Origin of the sequence: Myroides oncorhynchi (assembly GCF_020905415.1) — a bacterium.
Taxonomy (GTDB): Bacteria; Bacteroidota; Bacteroidia; order Flavobacteriales; family Flavobacteriaceae; genus Flavobacterium; species Flavobacterium oncorhynchi_A.
Genome location: NZ_JAJJMP010000001.1, coordinates 1,222,041 through 1,243,282 on the forward strand (window position 1 = coordinate 1,222,041; position 21,242 = coordinate 1,243,282).

At 34.7% G+C, this 21,242-nt stretch carries 24 protein-coding genes; all 24 read right to left on the reverse strand.

The annotated features are described in order from the left end of the window. Position 1: 1 nt before the first annotated feature. Positions 2-3,667: a 1-acyl-sn-glycerol-3-phosphate acyltransferase gene (locus LNQ81_RS05405; protein ID WP_229945136.1), complete on the reverse strand. Its 3,666-nt coding sequence runs from the start codon at positions 3,665-3,667 to the stop codon at positions 2-4. Continuing rightward, positions 3,660-4,859: a DUF2062 domain-containing protein gene (locus LNQ81_RS05410; protein WP_229945137.1), complete on the reverse strand. Its 1,200-nt coding sequence runs from the start codon at positions 4,857-4,859 to the stop codon at positions 3,660-3,662. The genes LNQ81_RS05405 and LNQ81_RS05410 overlap by 8 nt, the downstream gene beginning before the upstream one ends. A 14-nt stretch (positions 4,860-4,873) precedes the next feature. Continuing rightward, positions 4,874-5,353, reverse strand: coding sequence for a hypothetical protein (locus tag LNQ81_RS05415; RefSeq protein WP_229945138.1), 480 nt, complete (start codon positions 5,351-5,353; stop codon positions 4,874-4,876). Between the two features lie 2 nt (positions 5,354-5,355). Continuing rightward, positions 5,356-5,724: an ApeI family dehydratase gene (locus tag LNQ81_RS05420; RefSeq protein WP_229945139.1), complete on the reverse strand. Its 369-nt coding sequence runs from the start codon at positions 5,722-5,724 to the stop codon at positions 5,356-5,358. A 720-nt stretch (positions 5,725-6,444) separates the two neighbouring features. Next, positions 6,445-7,038: a porin family protein gene (locus LNQ81_RS05425; protein ID WP_229945140.1), complete on the reverse strand. Its 594-nt coding sequence runs from the start codon at positions 7,036-7,038 to the stop codon at positions 6,445-6,447. Positions 7,039-7,070: 32 nt separating this feature from the next. After that, on the reverse strand, positions 7,071-7,697 hold the full coding sequence (gene lolB2 / locus LNQ81_RS05430) for a flexirubin biosynthesis protein LolB2 (RefSeq protein WP_229945141.1): 627 nt from the start codon (positions 7,695-7,697) through the stop codon (positions 7,071-7,073). After that, positions 7,675-8,304, reverse strand: coding sequence for a flexirubin biosynthesis/transport protein LolA2 (gene lolA2, locus LNQ81_RS05435; RefSeq protein WP_229945142.1), 630 nt, complete (start codon positions 8,302-8,304; stop codon positions 7,675-7,677). Before lolA2 ends, lolB2 begins: the two co-directional genes overlap by 23 nt. A 4-nt stretch (positions 8,305-8,308) precedes the next feature. Continuing rightward, a complete protein-coding gene (locus LNQ81_RS05440) occupies positions 8,309-9,070 on the reverse strand; it encodes a polysaccharide deacetylase family protein (RefSeq protein WP_229945143.1) in 762 nt (253 codons plus the stop codon). After that, positions 9,064-10,077 carry a beta-ketoacyl synthase N-terminal-like domain-containing protein gene (locus LNQ81_RS05445; RefSeq protein ID WP_229945144.1) on the reverse strand — a complete coding sequence of 338 codons (1,014 nt, stop codon included), beginning with the start codon at positions 10,075-10,077 and terminating at the stop codon, positions 9,064-9,066. Before LNQ81_RS05445 ends, LNQ81_RS05440 begins: the two co-directional genes overlap by 7 nt. A 4-nt stretch (positions 10,078-10,081) precedes the next feature. Beyond that, a complete protein-coding gene (locus LNQ81_RS05450) occupies positions 10,082-11,278 on the reverse strand; it encodes a beta-ketoacyl-[acyl-carrier-protein] synthase family protein (RefSeq protein ID WP_229945145.1) in 1,197 nt (398 codons plus the stop codon). Positions 11,279-11,283: 5 nt separating this feature from the next. Continuing rightward, positions 11,284-11,541: a phosphopantetheine-binding protein gene (locus LNQ81_RS05455; protein WP_229945146.1), complete on the reverse strand. Its 258-nt coding sequence runs from the start codon at positions 11,539-11,541 to the stop codon at positions 11,284-11,286. Continuing rightward, complete coding sequence (locus tag LNQ81_RS05460) at positions 11,529-12,164, reverse strand: 3-oxoacyl-ACP synthase (protein WP_229945147.1); 636 nt, start codon at positions 12,162-12,164, stop codon at positions 11,529-11,531. The genes LNQ81_RS05455 and LNQ81_RS05460 overlap by 13 nt, the downstream gene beginning before the upstream one ends. Positions 12,165-12,169: 5 nt before the next feature. Then, positions 12,170-13,294 carry a beta-ketoacyl synthase N-terminal-like domain-containing protein gene (locus LNQ81_RS05465; protein WP_229945148.1) on the reverse strand — a complete coding sequence of 375 codons (1,125 nt, stop codon included), beginning with the start codon at positions 13,292-13,294 and terminating at the stop codon, positions 12,170-12,172. A gap of 1 nt (position 13,295) precedes the next feature. Next, positions 13,296-13,742 (reverse strand): acyl-CoA thioesterase, encoded by a 447-nt coding sequence (locus LNQ81_RS05470; RefSeq protein ID WP_229945149.1) that lies wholly within the window; start codon positions 13,740-13,742, stop codon positions 13,296-13,298. After that, positions 13,717-14,982, reverse strand: a complete 1,266-nt coding sequence (locus tag LNQ81_RS05475; protein ID WP_229949244.1) for an ABC transporter permease — start codon at positions 14,980-14,982, stop codon at positions 13,717-13,719. Before LNQ81_RS05475 ends, LNQ81_RS05470 begins: the two co-directional genes overlap by 26 nt. A 7-nt stretch (positions 14,983-14,989) precedes the next feature. Continuing rightward, positions 14,990-15,742 carry an ABC transporter ATP-binding protein gene (locus tag LNQ81_RS05480; RefSeq protein ID WP_229945150.1) on the reverse strand — a complete coding sequence of 251 codons (753 nt, stop codon included), beginning with the start codon at positions 15,740-15,742 and terminating at the stop codon, positions 14,990-14,992. After that, positions 15,742-16,737, reverse strand: coding sequence for a BtrH-related acyltransferase DarH (gene darH / locus LNQ81_RS05485; RefSeq protein WP_229945151.1), 996 nt, complete (start codon positions 16,735-16,737; stop codon positions 15,742-15,744). Before darH ends, LNQ81_RS05480 begins: the two co-directional genes overlap by 1 nt. A 3-nt stretch (positions 16,738-16,740) precedes the next feature. Further along, complete coding sequence (gene DarG, locus LNQ81_RS05490; protein ID WP_229945152.1) at positions 16,741-17,148, reverse strand: flexirubin biosynthesis protein DarG; 408 nt, start codon at positions 17,146-17,148, stop codon at positions 16,741-16,743. A 2-nt stretch (positions 17,149-17,150) separates the two neighbouring features. Next, a complete protein-coding gene (locus LNQ81_RS05495) occupies positions 17,151-17,609 on the reverse strand; it encodes a hotdog family protein (protein ID WP_229945153.1) in 459 nt (152 codons plus the stop codon). A 3-nt stretch (positions 17,610-17,612) separates the two neighbouring features. Next, positions 17,613-18,050, reverse strand: a complete 438-nt coding sequence (locus LNQ81_RS05500) for a hotdog family protein (RefSeq protein ID WP_229945154.1) — start codon at positions 18,048-18,050, stop codon at positions 17,613-17,615. Next, positions 18,051-19,184 (reverse strand): dialkylresorcinol biosynthesis protein DarB, encoded by a 1,134-nt coding sequence (gene darB / locus LNQ81_RS05505; RefSeq protein ID WP_229945155.1) that lies wholly within the window; start codon positions 19,182-19,184, stop codon positions 18,051-18,053. 8 nt (positions 19,185-19,192) lie between these two features. Further along, complete coding sequence (locus LNQ81_RS05510; protein ID WP_229945156.1) at positions 19,193-20,095, reverse strand: flavodoxin; 903 nt, start codon at positions 20,093-20,095, stop codon at positions 19,193-19,195. A gap of 6 nt (positions 20,096-20,101) precedes the next feature. After that, positions 20,102-20,983, reverse strand: a complete 882-nt coding sequence (locus LNQ81_RS05515; protein ID WP_229945157.1) for an LpxL/LpxP family acyltransferase — start codon at positions 20,981-20,983, stop codon at positions 20,102-20,104. Between the two features lie 5 nt (positions 20,984-20,988). Beyond that, positions 20,989-21,237 carry a phosphopantetheine-binding protein gene (locus LNQ81_RS05520; RefSeq protein ID WP_229945158.1) on the reverse strand — a complete coding sequence of 83 codons (249 nt, stop codon included), beginning with the start codon at positions 21,235-21,237 and terminating at the stop codon, positions 20,989-20,991. Positions 21,238-21,242 lie beyond the last annotated feature (5 nt).

Here is a 21,242-nt window from a genome sequence, read left to right on the forward strand (position 1 = left end):
TCTATTCTCTTGTATATACGCTGATATATTCATTATCAGTCGTTAATCTAAACCCTGATTCAGGAACATAGTCATTCGCTTTTCGCTTCAAAACGACTACTTTATTTATCTGTTCATTGACATAACTAATCCCTGTTGTAGATATTAGCAATGTTATCACATTATGCTCTATCTTATCTCTTTCGGTTAGATAGATAATACTTCTGCGTTTAGTTATATAATTAGTCTCTGCTATACTGCGTTTATAGGCATCACTAATATAAGCATATACCTTGCGTCTGCTTTGTTGTAAAGTTAATAAGAAATTCACTTGTCCATAGTCTTCACCCAGATGTAATATTTTCTCATTGTCTGCCAAGTGATTATTTAGTTCATAGTAATCTTCACTATATAACTTAAAGTCTGCTTTCACCTCCGCTAAGACAGTTCCTTCTTTATAATAATAACTTAAGAACAACTTCTTTCTAAAGTAGTTTTTATCTTCTAACTGAGTTCGAATCTCTTTAAACTGTGCTTTATAAAACTTACTTATCTTCTTAGTACGTTCAGAATAATCCTTTCCAAAGGCCATATCATCATAAGCAATACGCTCTCCTACAGTAGTGATAATATGCCCACCATAGATGATATAATCACTCTTGCCATTTACCTCAGCATTACCATGGATATACATCGGTAGGATATCTAACTTCAGTGTTTCTGCTAAGAAGAAAGCCCCCTTGTGAAAACGCTGTACATCATTAGTCATCGAACGTGTTCCCTCAGGAAATATCATCAATGAAAAGCCTTGCTTCACACGTTCTTCTAAGTGTTCTACACTATTATCCACTCCTTGAGATACAGGATAGAACCCTGCCATCTGTACTGCTCTACCAAACACAGGTGACTTATATACCCAATCATTTACTAAATAAACGATATTCGAATTAACCCTCCCTATCGTCAGCGAATCTAAAAATGATGTATGGTTAGCGATGATAATAGCTGGCTTCTTAAAGTCTTCTTTTTGTTTATTGATAATTCCCTTTTTAGTAAAAGGATTTAAGGCAAGAGTAGAAGACATATACATTGACATCCCTTTACCAAACAACCTCAACTTTACCACCTTTCTCAATGGTAATATCAACATTAATATTCTCGCTATACACGAATATAATATTCCACATACACCGAAGTAAGTAAACGACACAATACTAAATAACAATATCCCAAGTGAGATAGGCGATTTGCCTTTACTTTGTCTATTTGTAAAACAGAAACGATATAATCGAGGATACAACACAAATGCTACGATAGCAGATACAGATAATCCCAATAATGAAACTACAGAAATAGAACGCAAAGCAGGGTGCTTAGCGAATACTAATGTTCCAACTGCTAATAATGTAGTCAATACAGCTAATATGATCGATACTCTATAGGTAGGACTATCATCCTTACCTGTGGTATACTCTTTTTGTAAAGCATTCGTCATGAAGATCGTAAAGTCAACCCCTTGACCGAAAACTAAGGTACAAACTATCGAACTAAAAATATTAAATTCTATTTTAAAAAGCCCCATCACTCCAGCCGTAATAAGCCCCGTCACAAGGATAGGTACCATACTTACCAGCACCATCTCTATACGTCTAAAGAAGAACCACAAGATAAGTAATACTGCTATCATCGAGTAATTTACTAAACTGGTAAAGTCATTTACCAGGTTACTTAAAAATGTCTCGTTAATAGCCTTTCTATCGATGATAAGAAAGTCTTCTACACCAAACTTTATTTCCTTAACGAACGTGGCTCTATCCTCTTCTGTAACTTTTACTAAGCTATTAATGGTATAGAATCCGTCTTTCTCTATTAAGAACTCATCCATAATTTGTGGATTGAGTTGTGTATATTCTTGTATTGGAATAGTTTTAAATGAAGTACTTAATAAGTCATAAAATCCATTATATGTATTCTCCATAAAGTCAAACTTATATCCCTCTTGGATTAAAGTGTGCTTAATAGCAGATACATCTTGCTTGTTCCAGAAGTCATTCCACAGTTTCAACTTCTGTTCTTGTTGCCCCTTAGACAATACGATATCACCTAATGAACTATATTGTACTATATTCCCTTGGTTCTTTTGTTCTTTAAGAAGTTGTGTCAACTCAGCATTATGTTCTACTACTTTATTCACATCCTCTCCATAACAAGTCAGGTAGATAGACTTGCCCTCACCATTCATCGTACTCTCTAACTTTCGTTCTGCTTGTTTTAGTTCCTCTGGAAAGTAATTCATTGAAGACAAATCTTTGTTGAATGTTGTCTTGTCTAAAGTGAATACACTCACTATCACAGCTAATAAACACAACCATAATAACCACTTACTCTTGTCAAATGGATACTTTGCTACCTTGTCTATTATTGTATTTGATTCTCCTATCTTATCTTTTTCAGATGGTTTATACAGATGAGGAATGAACAATAAAGAGAATACACCTGCAGCCATCACTGTGATAGAAGCGAATATTCCCAAATCTTTTAATGCTTCTGAATGTACGAATATCAAACACAAGAACGCTACAGCTGTAGTAGCACAGCTCATCATTATAGGTCTTGTAATCTCTTGATACACCTCTTTAATATTGCCACAATGCTTATAATGTGTCATGATATGCAGGGCGTAATCTATGGTAATCCCTATCAATATAGCCCCGACACTTAGAGAAATAGCAGAAATAGAATCTTTAATAAAATACAATACAAACAACGCCATGATAGCAGAACACACCGTCGGTATAAATAGTATAATAGGAATAAGTAACTTGCGATAGAACAGCATTAGCATAATCATTAATGCTGTTGCAGATATTGCTACTGTCTTTTGGATATCACTCTTGATCTGTTTTGCATTAGCCACAGCAACGAATGACGCACCGAAGTAATCTACACTTACCTTATCAACATAAGCCTTGTTTAGCTCACCCTTCACTCGCTCAAGATAATTGACAAAAACAGTATTGTGCTCTGTCTCTGTACCATCGTAGACAGGATCAATAAAAAGAAGTAATTTATCTTCAGCTTTATTCATAATAAACCCATCCACTAAGTGAAAGTCATCACCAATATTAAGCTGTTGTAATTTCTCCAGAGCCATAAAGCCTATCCCAAGTGGATCACGCTGTATAAACTGCTTAGCGACCATTCCCGTCGGAGAGATAAACGTCTTATAGTTACCTTCTACTACTTGTTTCAGACTATCATTATTTAGCTTTGTTGCTATCTTATCATAGTCTTTCTGCTCTAAGAATAATGGTAGGTGTGCATATACAAAGTTGATTGCTTCACTGATATTCTCATCATCTACCTTACCTTGTATAGACTTGACATACTCGCTTTTCACTGCTAAGGAATCCAAGAATTGATTAGCCGTTTCTACTAAATCCTCTGTACTTCCATCCTTTTGTTTCTCAATAATGACAGATACCTTATCAGAGAATCGCAATTGACTAAGTACTTTCGAAGTAATAGTTGTCTTCTCATTCTTAGGTAAAATACGCGTGATATCCTCTTCAAATTTTATATTAAATGCACCATACGCTGTCAATGCCACAAATAGCAATGACAATATAAAGAACAATATTTTATTCTTTTGTCCCCAAATATAGATATGGTAAAACATACTAGACATGACTTTCTTTTTTATTGAATATAGATAATAATATATAACTTCCTATTCCGAATATCGCACTAACTATACTCGCTAATGCAATGCTTCCTATTAGATATTGTACTAAATGAGTAGACATTGACTCTAGCGAATATTCGTCTAAGATAATGTCTTTTGTTCCATTTGGAATCAAGTAATATCCTGTTCTAAGTGATGCGAATATGATAATAGGGATCATTGGAGGAATACTCACATTAGAAAATGTAAAAGCCAATACTTTATTTAATCTAAATGTTATAGCCAAAAAGATAGATAAAAATGACTGTAGTCCCCACAACGGAGCTATACCTATAAAGACTCCTAGGCTGATAGAGATTGCTTTTATACTTGGCGAATCATCACTACCTAAAACATCTTGTCTGACAAAGTCTTTAAAGCTTTTTTTTTTGAACTTTCTGATAAAATTACGTGGTATGATATACAGTAACAACAAGGTTACTAATACGGTATTTAAGATACTAATACGCGTAAAGTCTTTAAACGGTCTGAAATGAGATACTCGCTCTGACTCATCATAGAGCACCTGTACAGGTACATTACGTACAGCCACATCATTCCAAGATGCTCGTACAATAACTTCTATCTCGAACTCGAACTTCTTCGTATAATACTTTTTTGCTAATGAATTAAGAGGGTATAGGCGATATCCTGACTGTGTATCTGTCAACCTAACACCTGTCTCAAACCAAAACCAGAAATTAGAGAATTTGTTGCCAAAACTACTCTTCTTCGGCACGCCTTCTTGAGCCATATTACGACTCCCGATTAACAGCAAATTCTTCTCTTCACTATCCACTAATGCCTGTACGAACACAGGTATATCAGTAGGGTAGTGCTGCCCGTCGCTATCTATCGTTATTGCATACTGATACCCCTGACGAATAGCTTCTCTAAAACCAACTGTCAATGCATTTCCCTTACCTTTATTATTGGGCAATGTGATGATATGTATTTTGGTAGTATATTCTGCAAGTATAGCTGAAGTATCATCAGTGGATCCGTCATTAACGACAATGATCTTATCCGTATAAGACAAGACTCCGTCTATAACCCGTCGTAAAGTTTTATGGTTATTATAAGTCGGAATTAAGACACAGATGCCTAATTCGGTAATCGTATTATTTGTGTTGAGTAAGGTAAGGTTGTCTTTCATTTATTTATCTTCCGTTACAGAAGTTTTTTTCTCTCTTCAGTAGTGAACGCTTTTGATTGATTAGCATAGCCACTTATCCATTTCTTAATATCTGCAGATTGACTGCTGTAGTTCTCTATTATCACCTTTTTATCTTCTTGTATAAACATCTTATACTTCACGATACCTGGTACATTCTCCTGTATAATTAACCTAATTAATCTTATCTCTAAGTCTTTCGGTTTATTCTTAACGGCATTGTCTAATAGGTCAGCACCTTTCACAATCAGCGGTTTCTTATTCTTGATTCCCTTCTCAAACTTCGCCTTAGTGATTAATGCACTTCCTAAGTATGCATTAGACAAATCAGAACTACTAAGTGCACTTGCTTGCTTATAGAATACCTCCGCCAGTTCGGCAGATTCATCTGCATGTTCAAAACTCTCTCTAATCTGTCCATTAGCAGACTGAAACCAGCATAACATGCTAATAAAAAATATAGTCAATAATCTCATAATTACTGTTTATTATAAGTACTACTCATCTTTAATGCTATTTCCCCCATGAAGTCAATAGAGCTTTTTACCTTCAATATCTCTTCCTGCTCATCTATCTGTAGAGAGAAAGTCAATTCATTACACTTTTCAGGATTGATTAAAGCCATAAACTTTACATTGAGCACTTGCTCCATAAATAGTTCACGCTTCACTATCCCTTCAGACAATTCTTTAATTATCTGCATCATACATATACCTGGCATCACCGGATTATTGGGGAAATGCCCTTTAAATACATCATGTGAAGTATTTAAGCGAACTAATGCAGAATATAAATTAGTGTCAGTATTATTAATACTAACTACCTCATAAAAATTGTCTATAAGCATAAAAAACAATGTTATATATTATAATAGTATTGCAAAACTAATTAAAAAAAACAAATACCTATTTAAACGCCGTTTAACTTATTTACAAAAATTCCCCTTTATAGAGTAGCTATTTTCTTATTTATCCGATAATTCCTCCTAATCACTAACATATAACTCTAAACCATTAGGTTAATTTTTAATATATCTGAAAAATTAAACTTTATTCATCTCTTTTGCACTCAACCTAATCATCTTCTTCTCTATCCATTACAACAATTTATAACACTCGTAGAACAACAACACCCCTCCCTTCTTCAAATCCCTTCTACACAGAACCAAGTTACCCATAGAAAAACGTCTTCCTATTTATGTTCTATCTAAGGTTTCCTCTTCTTTATCCCTATGTGTTCCCTATGTGGTAGGCTGTTTTTGGCACTTTTCAGCCGACCAGATGCCGACCACCCCATTTTCAGCACAAAAAACACCATCCTATAATCACTGAGAATAGGCTCAATACATACTCGTTTTTCACCTTGGACTAACCAAAATTGTGATTATATAATATTGATTATGCTAGTGTAATAATCTTTTGTTTATAGTACATTCACTATCTAGTACAATACACATTTACTTGTCAAAGGATTATTAAGCATAATGTCCTAGAAAGATGAAACATCACTATATAAAAAAAGGTTTAAACTATTCTCTCGAACAACTTAAACCTTTTCTATCAGCAGATTAAAACTTAAAGTAAGCTCCTATCTGGAAAGTATTATTACGCATAGTCTCAGAACTGTCATAATAGTTACCACTGTATGAATAATTACCTGTGTCGTTTATATCTATAATCCCAGGCATCCATCTAGCTTCTATCCCTAAACGTCTAGTAATATCTATTCCAAGACCAAAGTTAAATGTCAAATCTACTGGTGTAATATTCGATTCGTTACTACTAGTATTAATTGCAATACCAGGTCCTACTTGTAGATTAATTCGACCGAAATGGAATTTATTAATCATATTAATGTCTATATAATCAATAGTCATATCTGTGTTACCACGATAATTCTCAGGGTAAACATATCTATCAGTAGCATTATTAGCCCCTTGACGTGAGTAAACTAGCTCTGGTTGTAATTCATAAAACTTAGCTAAGCGAATAGGTAACTGAACTCCAGCATAGAAATTAGTACGATACTCCCCTCCAGTATTTGTTATATTACTAATGCTCCAACCTGCACGTACACCAGGGTTTAGTTTTCTTTGTTTCTCTTTAGCATAAGTCTGACTTACACCTGTGATCACTAATAAGAGTAATAATAGTTTCTTCATGATTATAGTGTGTTATTTTGTTAGTAGATGTTTCACTCTTCACTGACAGGAGTAAGTATAATCTTCATCGGGAAGTTATAATGCTCTATCGATAAGACTGGCTTACCATTTTCGACTGCTGTATAGCAATAAGATACTTTAGCTTTCTTTGGTGTACCATAGACTACACGAGATACTCTCTCTAAGTAATTATCCCAAAACACGACAGTCTTAAGCTTATTATACGTCCCAATAAAGATAGTCTTAGTCTCCCCTAATGATACAGCCGATGTAGGTAGCTTTACAGCTGTAAACAATTGAAAATCATTAGCTAGTATATTCAATATAAATTTCTTATTTATATCAGTCATCACATAATTTGCTGTGTATCTATCCGAATAAATAGAAAAATCAAACAATGTGTTGCCAAAGTCTGACGTCATAACTACTCTATGTAAATCTTTATCTATGCGCTTAATCACTAATAATCCGCTTAGCTCATTTTTAAACACAGTCACATTCGCCCTAAAAATATGTTCTTCTCCGACCTTAGCAAAGTAGTTATTATCGATAACTATTTCTTTAGGAGTGAAGGTGTCATTATATACATTATCTAGCTTAACACTCTTACATGAGACCACTATTAATACGCAAATGCTAATTAGTAAAACTCGAATCATTTAACTTGATATTAGTTTTCTTATTCTTAAATACGATGCGGGTATAATCATCCGAAGGTTCGATAAGCTTCACTTCTGATACAGTGCTTTGTCCTTCATCGAAGTATAATTCTATCTGTGAGATATATTGAGTTATTTCTTTACTAGTAGGTACTAGTTTAGCAATACTTCGTTTGTTGTTTTTATAATAAGTGATTTTAAACTCCTTATCATCAAACATATTTCCACTGATACTACCTACGATAAGCGTATTAATCTTTGCGAACTTCTTATTGTTTCCGATGTCTATTTTATTCTTCTTACCCTGATCATTGATACTGATTTTATTGTCTTTAAAAGCAATACTGTATTCAAATGGATTACTATATTTCCACAATAATTTATTCGGTACCTGAAGTAACATCGAACCCTTAGATTCTATGTCTTTAGACATAAAACTCATGTGTTTATACTGGGTAAAATCAGTTGATAGACTAGTTATTTCCTTCGTTTTAGAGATGACGTCTTTCTTAAATGTTGCAATCTCAGTCTGACTCATTGCCTTTTCTTGTGCTAAAGAAACTGTTGTAATAACTAATAAAAACAATGTGCTTAATACCTTATTCATACTTTTAATTGTTTAATAATTCATCTAGAGTGACCATCTCATACCCTTGTTTAGTGAGTTCTATTAACAACATCTCTAGCACCTGTACAGTTTTATCTGTCGTATCGTGAAGCAAGATAATTCCTCCAGGCTTTATCTTGTGTTTTATACGTTCAAAAATACGTTGTTCTTTGTTAATAACGGTATCTAATGACCTAATATTCCAACCTGCTATCTTATAATGTGTTTTAGCTAACGCTTGGGCTATTTTAGGATTAGTCACTCCAAAAGGTGGTCTATACCACCCTGGTCTAATACCCGTAACCTCCATTATGGCGTGTTCTGCAAGTGAAATTTCTTGATAAACCTCATCTACTGAAAGAAAACCCATACGTGTCGTATGTGTATAAGTATGATTGCCGACAAGATGTCCCTGATCAAGGACTTGGCGCAAAATATGAGGATATACTTCTACTTGTTTTCCAATGCTAAAGAATGTCGCTTTCGCATGATACTGACTCAGTAAGTCGAGTACTTTAGGAGTAACTAGGGTAGGACCATCGTCAAAAGTAAGGGCAATGCGCTTACGAGATTCACCCTTGCGACAAGAGATTGCCTTGACAAAAACGTTTAGTCGAATATCAAAAGACCCCCAAGCGAGCATACCTAACCATAGAGCTCCACCTAATAGAAACCAACATAGGCTTGCCTTATAAATATATACAACTAAAGCAACTGCGATGAAATACAAGATTCCAACAGAGTTGATAAGTCTTAATCTCAGCATTTTTGAAGTAAAGTTAGACTGTGATCTTTGCCATCGAATTGATTATACACTAAAAGATATTCTATAGATTTAGATTCTCCTGTACTTAATAATACCTGTTTTTTCAACATTTCACAGGCATTTAAAAGACCAAAAGCCGAAGCTGTATGATATTCACCACTAAACTCCTTAAAGGTTTCTACTACACTATTAGGACATATAGCTTCTGCTTGTAAATAGTAATCTCCATCATTAGCTGTCTGATTAATTCCTAGAACTAATACGTCTATCTGTGCACTCGTCAAAGAATTTCTCGTCAAAAATGAATGAATAAACTCTCGTACATTATCTATCTTATTACAGTTAGTAGTATCTACTAGTTCTGCATACGATGTGTCTGTATTCTTCTTATCTAGCATGATAAAAGTAGCCCCTTCGCCATAGTTAACTCCTTTAGGAAATACTACATCTGTAGTATTAATCTTCTTCGATAGTTGTAGAAAATGCATGGTAATATCTCCAATTTCATCTATACCTCCTATTAATGCATTTGTCAATTCACCAGACTGCAACTGTAACATACCATCCAATAGAGCAGATTCGAATGAAGTATTCTGATGCACATAGGTAAAATTATATCCTGTACACTGTAGCTGTAATGCAATCTGTCCACCTACTGTATTATGCGTAGATTGGATAAACGAAGTAGGTGTAAGATAACTCTCTTGATTATCTAACATTGTTGATAAAAACTTCTCTGAATCTATCAGACATCCTAACCCAGTACCCGTAATGACAGCATCAGGTATCGCTATAGCAGCTTCTTCTAAAGCTGAATGTGATGCATATATTCCCATCTTTACTCCCTTAGCCATACGTCTGATCATTGCGGCAGGAATAAGTTCTTTATAAGAAGGTTGTTTGGCTAGATTAATTCCCTGTTCTACTCTTTCAAGTTTAACTGATTTAAAATCTCTCGTTCCCTCCTGAAAAGAGACTGAACCGATACCATTTATATATACTTTCATAACCTTATTTTTTAGAAAAAATAACTGTTGAACAATTACCTCCAAAACCAAATGAATTAGATAATACAATATTAACTTCCTTATGTAATAAGTCAGTCTGTGGTCTAATCGAAAGTTCTTCCATTGGAGTCACATTATTCAGATTAGGAAACACTATTCCATACTGCATTGCTAATATACTATATACAGCTTCGATAGCTCCTGCAGCTGCAAGAGTATGCCCTGTATAGGGTTTTGTCGAGCTAAAGACAGGCATTTTATCAGTAAAAATACGTTCCATAGCCCTACCTTCTGATAAATCATTGTTTGGTGTTGCAGTACCATGTGCATTAACATAATCTATCTCATTAGGAGATATGCCTGCCATCTTTAATGCTTTTTGCATCGCTAAGTAAGCACCTTCTCCATTCTCAGATGAGGCAGTCTGATGATAAGCGTCATTAGCATTACCATATCCACTGATTATACCTAGTATAGTCTTACCATCTGCCAGTGCAACTCCTTCACGCTCTAATACTAAGTAAGCTGCAGCTTCTCCTAAATTTAATCCCTTTCTGTTTTGATCAAAAGGTGTATTATACCCATCCGTAAGAATCATCAAAGTATTAAAACCATTAATTGTAAATTTAGATAAAGCATCAGTACCTCCAACGATAACGCGATCAAGTTTACCCGCTTTAAGTAATCTTGATCCTTGCATAATTGCATTAGCAGCTGATGAACATGCAGTACTAATCGTAGTAACTAGACCATGTAAACCAAGATAATCTGCTATCTTATCTGTAGAGTCTCCTGCTCCCTGTGTATCGATATACTTGCGACTAGTCTCTGTCTTCTCAAATTCATAGAAGAACTTCTCTGTATAATCCATGCCTCCAACAGAAGTAGAAGATATCAATCCTGTTGCACGAGAATTGATATCCTTTATTCCTGCATTAGCTACAGCCTCTCGTGCAGCATAAGCTCCCAATAACGCTGTACGTGTATAGTTATTATTAGCGTCTAATCCAAGTTCGCTTATTAATTCATCTGTTGTCTTTTTGACTTCTCCGACTTTAATAACTCCTCGATGAATAGATTCAAACAAGGTCATCTCACCGATACCAGACTGACCTGATAATAGAGCATGATAATTCTCTTCGACAGTATTACCTATTGCCGAGATGATGCCCATACCTGTAATAACTATACGTTCTTGCATTGGATTTATTTTGTTCTGTTAGCAGCTATATAAGTTGCCATTGTTTCTATTGATTGGAAGATACTACGACCTTCTTTTGGATCACTTAACTTAATTCCATAATCCTTGTCCATTAACACGATTAACTCTAATGCATCAATAGAATCTAACCCTAGACCATCACCAAAAAGTGCATCATTATCTTGGATATCTTCTACAGTGATATCTTCTAAGTTTAATACATCGATAATCTTAGTCTTTAATTCAATCTTTAAATCTTCCATTTCCCTTTATATAAATTTTTAATATTCTCTTTTGTGTGATCTAATAATTCTTCCTGATATGATGAAACGATATACCCAAAGAAACGATACTCTCCTTCAAGGTAATTAACCCAAGCACAGATGACTTTCTTCGCTCTATCACTCGCTAATAGATAAGTGGCCTGCGTGTACATTAAGTCAACATCAAAGGAAGGAGAAATAAAAAACGCATTCTCTGACTGTAACTTATGTCTAATACTAACCTCAGCTAAACAGATATTGGCTAATGTATAGACAAACACTGCAGGGCTAGGATAATAACTATCTTTATCTACTATAGTTTCACTGTGTTTAATATCCGTGTCTAAACTAGAACTAGCGTTACTAAACAACAAAGCTATATCTGAATTAGGTTGTTCAAATTCTTCTCCTTGAAGCAAACATTCTGATCCTATAAACGCAAGTTTACTCAACGCATCCATCTTAAAAAATTTAGGATACTCTATTTCATTTGCTTTATAATACGCTTTTGCGAAGACACCGAAGTCACCTTTTTCTCCTTCAAAAACAACCTTATCTAAACGACTTACTACTTCGTCTGATACAGTACACCATTGGCTGATGCTATATTTGTGCTGTTCCATCTTACTTATTGTCGTTTAGCTATTAATAATGCAGTATTTGAACCTCCAAAACCTGATGCTGTTTTCAGAGCGATATTTAATGGCACAATACTATTCTCTGTAATTATATTTAAATCTCTTGACACACCTGATAATTCAAATCCTTTAGAAATTATCAATTGCTCATGAAGCATGCTTTCTGTCACCAACACTAGTTCTAACAATCCAGCGGCTCCAAGTGTATGACCAAAATATCCTTTAAGACTATGTGTATATTTAGAAGCAAGACCAGATCTTTCAAAAGCAATAGACTCCATCTCATCGTTATAGTTAGTCGCTGTACCATGAGCTGATACTAAGTCTACTAAATCAGCAGATATACCTGCTTCTCTAAGTGCTCCTTGTATGCTTTGATACAGTCCTTCTCCTGTACGAGATGGCCCTGATATATGATTTGCATCTGCTATAGATGCTTCTCCGATCACTTCGAATACTGTAGTATCCAAAGATCTATCAGCTGATAACAATACCGCTGCTGTAGCTTCTCCTAAAGTCACTCCCTTACGAGAAGCATCGAAAGGACGACATGGTTCATCACTCATCGCCTGAAAGCTATTGAAGCCAGACACAACAAATGGCGTAAGTTCATCACCAGCTAAGATATAAGCATCCTCACATCTACCCATCTGTATCATTCTCTTTCCAACTGATACTGCTAAAATACCAGAAACACAAGCATTACATACCACTACAGGTTTAGTACTAAATCCAAACAAATCTGCAATGCGCTGTATCATTACATTGATATCTGCTCCTTCAGCACCAGACTGAGCGATGTCTGCTATGTTTCCTTTAGTTGTAGCTAAAATTAACTGAGATGTAGGAGTAGGTAGCTTATGATCGATTAAAGGCTTTAGTGCTATGATAAGCATTTGCTCTAATCGAGTATAATTACCTGATATATTCAAGGTATTCCATTGCTCAGCGATAACATCATCTGCTATCTGACCTGCATAGATGTCCTCTATAAAACCAAGTTGTTTTACTTTCCTTATTCCTGTTCGACCTTCTTTTATTCCTTGCCATGTAAGATGCTTATCAGCGCCTACACTACTCAGACAAGAAGTAGATGTGATATATACTTTCTTCATACTACAATAAACCAACGGTTCTTTTCCACTCTTCATAAAAATCAGGCAACTGCAATTGTAGATTACCCTCTTTATCTAAAAATACCTGTACTGTTTCTCCTGTACAGACTACTTCTTCTTTCTGATTAAATATCTTGAACTTAAATATAATCTTAGCTGCGAGAGTATTGATATAACTTGTCTCTACTCTAAGCACATCTCCATACTTGACCGTTAACTTATGTGAGCAAGATGAAGACACAATAGGTGTAACATAACCGTTATCTATAGCGTCTAAATAAGATATATTATACTTGCGACCGAACGCTTCACGTCCATCTTCAAAATAAGTAAGGTAGTTCCCATGCCACACTATCCCTAATGCATCCGTCTCATTAAAACGAACCCTTACTTCTGTTATCTCTATTAATGGAGATACTTCGTTATAAAGATCTTTTTTTCTTATCATAAAACAGGGCTATTAATAGTATTAGTATTGAAAACAAAAGTAGCAAAATAATCATATAGCGTGCTTCCCATAAGCCTCCATCCCTAAGTAAGATTGTATAATACCCTTCTAATGCCCAGTTCATAGGTGAAGCACTAGCGATGTATTGCATTACTTTAGGCATCGCAAACGTAGGTACCCATACTCCACTTACAGCTGCTAGTATAACAACAAAAGTAGCTCCAAATGGAGAAGACTGTTCTTGTGTTTTAGCTACTGTCCCTAGAAGCACTCCTAAAGAAACTGCTGCTAACCCTGAAAATAGCGTTACAACTGTCAGTCCTATTAGGTTACTACTAAACTCAAACGATGCTAATCCAATCAATGGAAATATATATTTTCCAACTAAAATGATTAGATAAAACTGTAATAAGCATATCGTGAGATAGGTAATTACTTTCCCTCCTAAAGTAATGATAGGAGAGGTGGGCATGGTATATAATCTGATATTTGTTCCTTGGTTTTTTTCTTTGACAATGTTCATCCCAAGTGGGACAATAATAAAGAATATAGCGAACAAGCTCCATGCTGGTACATTGTGCTGCACTGCATTCGGAATCTTATTCAATTCCTGTTCTTTTGGCGCTATTTCTTTAAACTGTATTAAGCTTTCTTGAGCGAATAATGATTGAGGTTCATCACCATCGCTCAACTGAGTTGCAAAAGCTCCGTATATCGTCTTATTCTCTATCGTAGCAACTATCTTGTCTATTGCTCCTTTTATTCCTTCTTTAAAAGAAGTCTGTAAAGCAGGATCGAAATATAACTTTACTTCCTTCGGGACGAATACTTCCTGATTATTAAGCGTATCACCCTCCATAAAATGAGCAAGTACTCGATTAACATTGCTATCTATACGCTCTGTTAATGAACTACTCAAATGTTCAGGGATAACAATAGCCAATTGATACTGTCCTTTAAGCACAGCTTCTTTAGCTCCTTGTTCTGTCAAAGGAGTATTGTTCATTACACTGATAAACTCAAATGTACCAGACTGCTTTACTTCAGTTATTAGCTTGTTAGATATCTCGCCTTTATCATTATCAACCAATAGAATCTCCATCTTTTGATTTGTAATATTCTCATAGGTGTTATTCTGAATCAAGGTAACTGTAATTACCAAAAATACAGGCATCACAAAGAGTATCGCCAATCCACCAAAGTCGCGAATCAACAACAAGAACTCCTTGCGTATGGTCATCCACAGTTTATACATCATCTCTAAGATTAGTACCAGTCAGAGATAAGAATGCTTGTTCTAAAGTCTCAGTCTCCGTCTGATTTTTCAATTCTTCACTTGTACCTAGTGCATAGATACTACCTTTATCAATAATAGCGATCTGTGTACACAGTTCTTCTACCTCAGCCAAATGGTGCGAGGTATATAAAATAGTCGTTCCTTTACGATGTAACTGTTTAAGGAAATCAACGATAACTAACCTCGATTGTAAATCAACGCCTACGGTAGGCTCATCTAAGAAAAGAATACTGGGTTCATGGAGTATACCTGCTATTAGGTTTACTCTACGTTTCATCCCACCTGAGTAGGTATCAACTCTCTTGTGCTTAAAAGCTTCTAACCCTAAATAATCAAGGTAGTGATTTACTCTTTCTTTTAATACTTTACCTTTAAGCCCATACATACTCCCTAAGAAACACAAGTTCTCATAAGCAGTAAGCGTCGGATACAAAGCATATTCTTGAGGTACTACACCTATCTGTTGTTTTATCACACTATCATGCGTACTATAAGATAAATCATTGACTAAAAGCTTTCCAGAAGTAGGCTTAATTAATCCACATAGCATAGATATCAAAGTCGTCTTCCCAGCACCATTCGGCCCCAAAAAGCCAAAGAATGTACCTCTATCTATACTAAGGGTAAGGTCCTTCACTGAGAAGAACTCACTACCCTCATACTTCTTATAAAGACATTCGATATCTACTATCTTATTTTGCATTATATCACTTTTTTCAATTTTTTAAAGAATACTTCCTCTCTATCTGCTAAGTTCATTAACTCTTTAGATAAAGCAGTATAGACATCCTCTGTATTGCTGCGTTTCTTATAAACACGAGCAGCATTCACAGCAAAATCACGCCAACTATCACCAATGGCTGTCATCTCTTTAGATAAATCCTCTAGAACAGTATTACCTATTTTCTGTCCAGCTTCTTGTAAGAAAGCAGCATATATAAATCTAAATCCTCCACCACCAGTACCGATTTCTTCTTGCATACGCACCATCTGTGCTAAATAGTGATTTGCTTTAGCTATTCCTACTTTTTTAGGCCATTTCACAATTGCTTTAGCGACCATACGTATTCCCTTAACCCCTACTATGGGTACTGGAGCTAACATATCAGTACATGTTTTCTTAATTGCTTTCTTAATTGCATATTCCCAATCTATCTCTTTAGGAAGAGCTATGGGATAATATATCTGACCTTTAGGTGCAAAAGCTCCTTGTGCAAAACGTACTCGTTCTAGTTCTTCTGGAGTAAGTAGGGTAGTAGATTCCATCACTGGATCACTAACTAAGAACCTACCATCCTCTTTGCCATAAACAACTAAGTTGTGTGCATTAAAGTGAAATCTATATTCATCAGGGAAATAAGGCAAGTGATACACACCTACCTGTAATCCACATGGAATACCCTCTGCTATCTTTTGTTCTAATACTTGTTGTGCCTTAGCTTTATTAGAAAACTTAATACGCTTTACTTTTAATCCTAAACGCTTAGCCAAACGATTAAAAATCAATCCAGGTAAAGGACGATAACTAATCGCAGGGGCATGATTAACTTTAATAAAAGGCAAATAAACATAAAAAAGCCCTGAACCAAGCCCGAAAGCCATTGGTTCGCTCATCTCCAGTCCTTGATTTATTAATAAATTAGAAGCAACACCATTTTCACAATGTGCTGATTGGTGATGTATAAAATCTACGATCATAATCTATTCTTTTCCCTTAAATGCTTTTAATTCATCTATCGTGATACTAAATGCATCCGCATATCTCTGTAATACTTTATTACTTAACCCTTTAAATACAGACGGTTTAAAATGTCTTTTCACTCTCCATTTCCACATTGATACATAAGCACATAGTGTCTGCATATCCATTCTGTGTACTTCCATATAATACACGATAGGACTACATATTCCATCGCTTACTTGTTGTTTAGCCATATCTATACGTTCCTGTATTTGTGACAAAGTCGCTTCTTGTACAATTGTTTTAGTATCCCATCCAGAGCTCAACGTTGTTACATATTCTCCTTCCTCATTTACAGCATAGCATAACTCTTTTATGTCATTCTGCTTTAGACTACTCTTATCTTGGGGTACGTCAGATTCTTTCATTGCTATTGTTTTTGTAAGAATAGATTAAGTTCTGCGCACATTATCTCTACATCATGTAATAATGTATTCACTTGCATTACACAAATTACTGTATCTTCTCCTTCTATTTTAGACACTAAAGTCCCCATAGTTAATATCTCTTCACCTACTTTAGGGAGCTTTTTAATACTCACTTTTTTAATAGAGCTAATGAATCCAAGTACTCGAACATTCTGCTTCTCTTGATCATTTTCATCAAAAAAGAATGACTGTCCCACTATAGCAGCACACGTTTGGGCAGCATTTTCTATCAAAGCTACTTCCTGTAAAGTTCCATTCTTTACGAAGATATTATCTTCCTCTATCAAAAATGTCGTACTCACCGCTATATTAGATATCTCACTAATTATATCTACCATCAACATAGGTTCACGATGAGGTAAGTAATTTTGAATATCAACAGCCTTAGTAGATCTTCCCATTACTTAAGTTTTTGCTAATACAGTCTTCATCGAACCTGAAGCTATTATTATTCCTTCACAGTAAGTTACTAACTCTACTAAAGTCACTCCCATAAATTCCTGTAATATATTTACTTTAGTATAAATCATATCTCCTACTTTAGGTAGGCTATTTATATCTATTTTCTTAATTGAACCAATATATCCAACAGGAGCGGGCTCTTGACGTAAATAGAATTGATATCCAGTATGCAATGCCACTGACTGAGCCATGTGTTCTATTATACCTACTTCTCTTAATACACCGTTACTCACACATAAATTACTCTGCTCTATTGTTAGTCCAGCAGTTATTTCTGTCTCCGTATATTCGTATAGCGCATCTACCATCACGATGGGTTCGCGCTGAGGTATCAACTGCTTTACTAAAACTCTATCTATTATATCTACTAACTTCTCCATCTACACTACTTTTAAATATGCATAAGCATAAGAGAATCGTCCACTCTCAGGTACAGATAACATAATACGATCACCTGATTTTAATTTACCAGAGTTCATCAGTTCTTCTAGCATTAAATATATAGATGCAGATCCAACATTACCCACTTTTTTAAGATTCATAAACCACTTTTCTTTAGCTATTTCTAAACCTGCTTCTTTAAACATAGTACATAAATTATCTACGAAATAATGTGATGAGACATGAGGTAAAAAGTAATCTATATCCTCTGTAGTAATATTGTGTTTAGTCATCGTTTCCTTCATACTATGTACGCCACGTTGCAAAATATTTTCATTTAAAATCTTTACATCTTGCTTTAAAGAAAACACTGATTCAGTAAGCCATTCACTAGCTTCGTAATCACTCCAAGGCTTGATAGAGCCATCTTCTAACTTATCTCCACCTGCATACATACAGGCTTCTAACTCATAAGCATATGAGTAAGCATCCATCCACATAACCTCAAGAGATGTTGTCTCACGTGGTTTGTTCTCTAATAATAAAGCTGCTGCTCCATCAGATAACATCCATCTTAGAAAGTCCTTCTTAAATGCTATAATAGGCGTTTGTTCCAACTCTTTTAGATTCTCTACTTCTGCTTCAAATCTATCAGCTTTCATCCATGACGATACACGCTCTGAACCGGTACAAACTGCATTCACAGAGTTACCTGACTTCACAGACATATACCCATATTTTAACGCGCTCATCCCAGAACAACATACACCTGAAGCCGAATTAAGCTCTACTGACTTAGTCTTCATTAAACCATGTACCATGGCTGCATGCGAAGGTAGCAAATGATCTGGAGTAGAGGTCCCACATGACAACACTTCAATATCTAAGAGATCAAAGTGACTATCACATAGCCCTTTTATACTTTCATAAGTAAGATCAGTGTTAGTATGAGTAACATCGCCATTATCATCTATAGCATAATAGCGTTGTTCAATACCATTATTGCGCAATACAATGCGTCTAGCTTTAGATTCTTTATCATCAATCTTACCTAATTTAGCTTCCATTTGATCATTATCAACTGCTTTATTAGGTAGAAATTTGGCACTTCTAGTTATGTAAACTTTATTCATAGTAATTTCTAGTCTATTCCTTTAAAATATCGTTCATCCTTTTTAATCTTCCCATAGTTAATAGGGTATAAGATTAGATGAATAATATGTACGATAGGCGAGATTAGCCATATCGCTATAAATAAATAATAATTAAATATCTTTAATAATGTTTTTCTCTTCTTACTCTTGTAGATAAGTGATGACCATATCTTAAACATCTTATTTGCTTTGCGATCCATAGATACTAAAAAGTGGCGCACTTCTACAGCTCCTAAGCCAACTAACACATCTTGCATACCTTGGTAATTATCTTTTAATAAATATTCGCTAATTACCGTTCCAAAACGATTACTACTGTTTATTTCTTGATCTGAAATACCTGGTTTTGGCAAAAAACCCCAAACCTTGCGTTGTTTACCACTAAACATCCAATCAACAATAGTAATCACACTAACTAAATTAATACTGCGATCTACTAGAGCAATATTACCTACAAGTGTGCTGTCTAAATCATTTAATAGTATCTTTATCTTCTGCTGTGCCATAACCCACATATTTCTACTTCCACTTACTGTAACTACGGGAGTATCTTTAAATAAAGTTTTAGCATAAGAGCTTTTTAAAAAAGAATTAATTGGAATAGAGGGGGAAAGATACCAGACTTGATATCCTAATACAATTAAGTCATATTTTGTATTTAATACTTCAGTACAGGGAGGGGATACTGACTGAGGTATCTGTTTAAATGATTCTGGAAAAACATTAAAGAAAGTCTCTTTGTCCCATGGGAAATCAAATTCTTGTTCTAACTGTATTTTACAATATGTAATTTCTACACTATCACATTGACTTATTGGCTCTGTTAAACGGTCCATAACACGTTTCAGCTGCCCTGATTGCGAATAATATAAAACAAGTACTTTCTTCATCTTTTATTACATCCTATCTGAATCCCAAAAATCATAATAGTTAAACCATTGCAATGGATACTCTTTTACTATCTGAGTAACACTATCACAATATGTTTTTAATAGATGCTGTGCATCTCTATGTTTTACCTCTGCACGGCGAGTATAGAGGTGATAATGTAATCCGCGTTCCTTCATTACATATACATATGCAACTGGAACCTTCATACGAGAAGCTATACTAAATGGTCCTGCTGGAAAAACAGCTTGCTCACCCAAAAACTCCTCTACCAATACCTTGCTTCCAGGAAAATATCTATCCCCTGTAAAACAAATAATTTCATTATTTGACAAACAATTATTAATCTCAAATATATGGGATAGATCATCCTTTACTATAATAAAATTAAGGTTTGTCTTGATAGATATACTCTCAAAATATTCTTTTATAAATGAGTGTTCTCTATCTGTTGTTACCAAATTTATTCGGCACTCAAAATCAATGTCAGCAAAAAAATACTCTGCTACTTCAAAGTTACCTACATGAGCACTTATTAATATCGCTCCTTTCTTCTCTTCTAATAATTGTTTAAGTATTTCAATTCCATCAAAATCGTAAGTAAAACGATCTCGTAAACCTAGAGAAATTGCTGTCTTATCTATAAGAACTTGTCCAAATCTAAAATAGCTCATGTACATCATTCCAATACTTTTTAACATAGAATATCTATGTCTATTGTGTAAATAATAATACAGTGAACGATTAGACTTCCATGCTGTTGTTAAATAGTAAAAAGCTACAAATATCAAAACACTATAAGCTGTTCTAATACCTAGCTTCTTAATACAAAAAACAAATATTCTATATCCTAAGAGTGTCCCTTTTGATTTACCTTGCCATTGTGTCATTTCACTTACTTTGCTGCAACTTTTGTTTCTATAAGTGTATAAAAATCTTGAAATGTTACAATATTAGCAAAATCAGCTTCAATTAACTTAACTCCAAAGTTTGACTCAATTAACACAACTAAGTCTACATAATCCAAACTATCCAAATCAAGACTTTCTTTCAAGTTATTGTCATTCGCAATAACATCTGCATCTACTTCAAATTCTTCTATTAAAATTTGATTAATCTTTTCTAAAATCTCTTCGTGATTCATTTCTT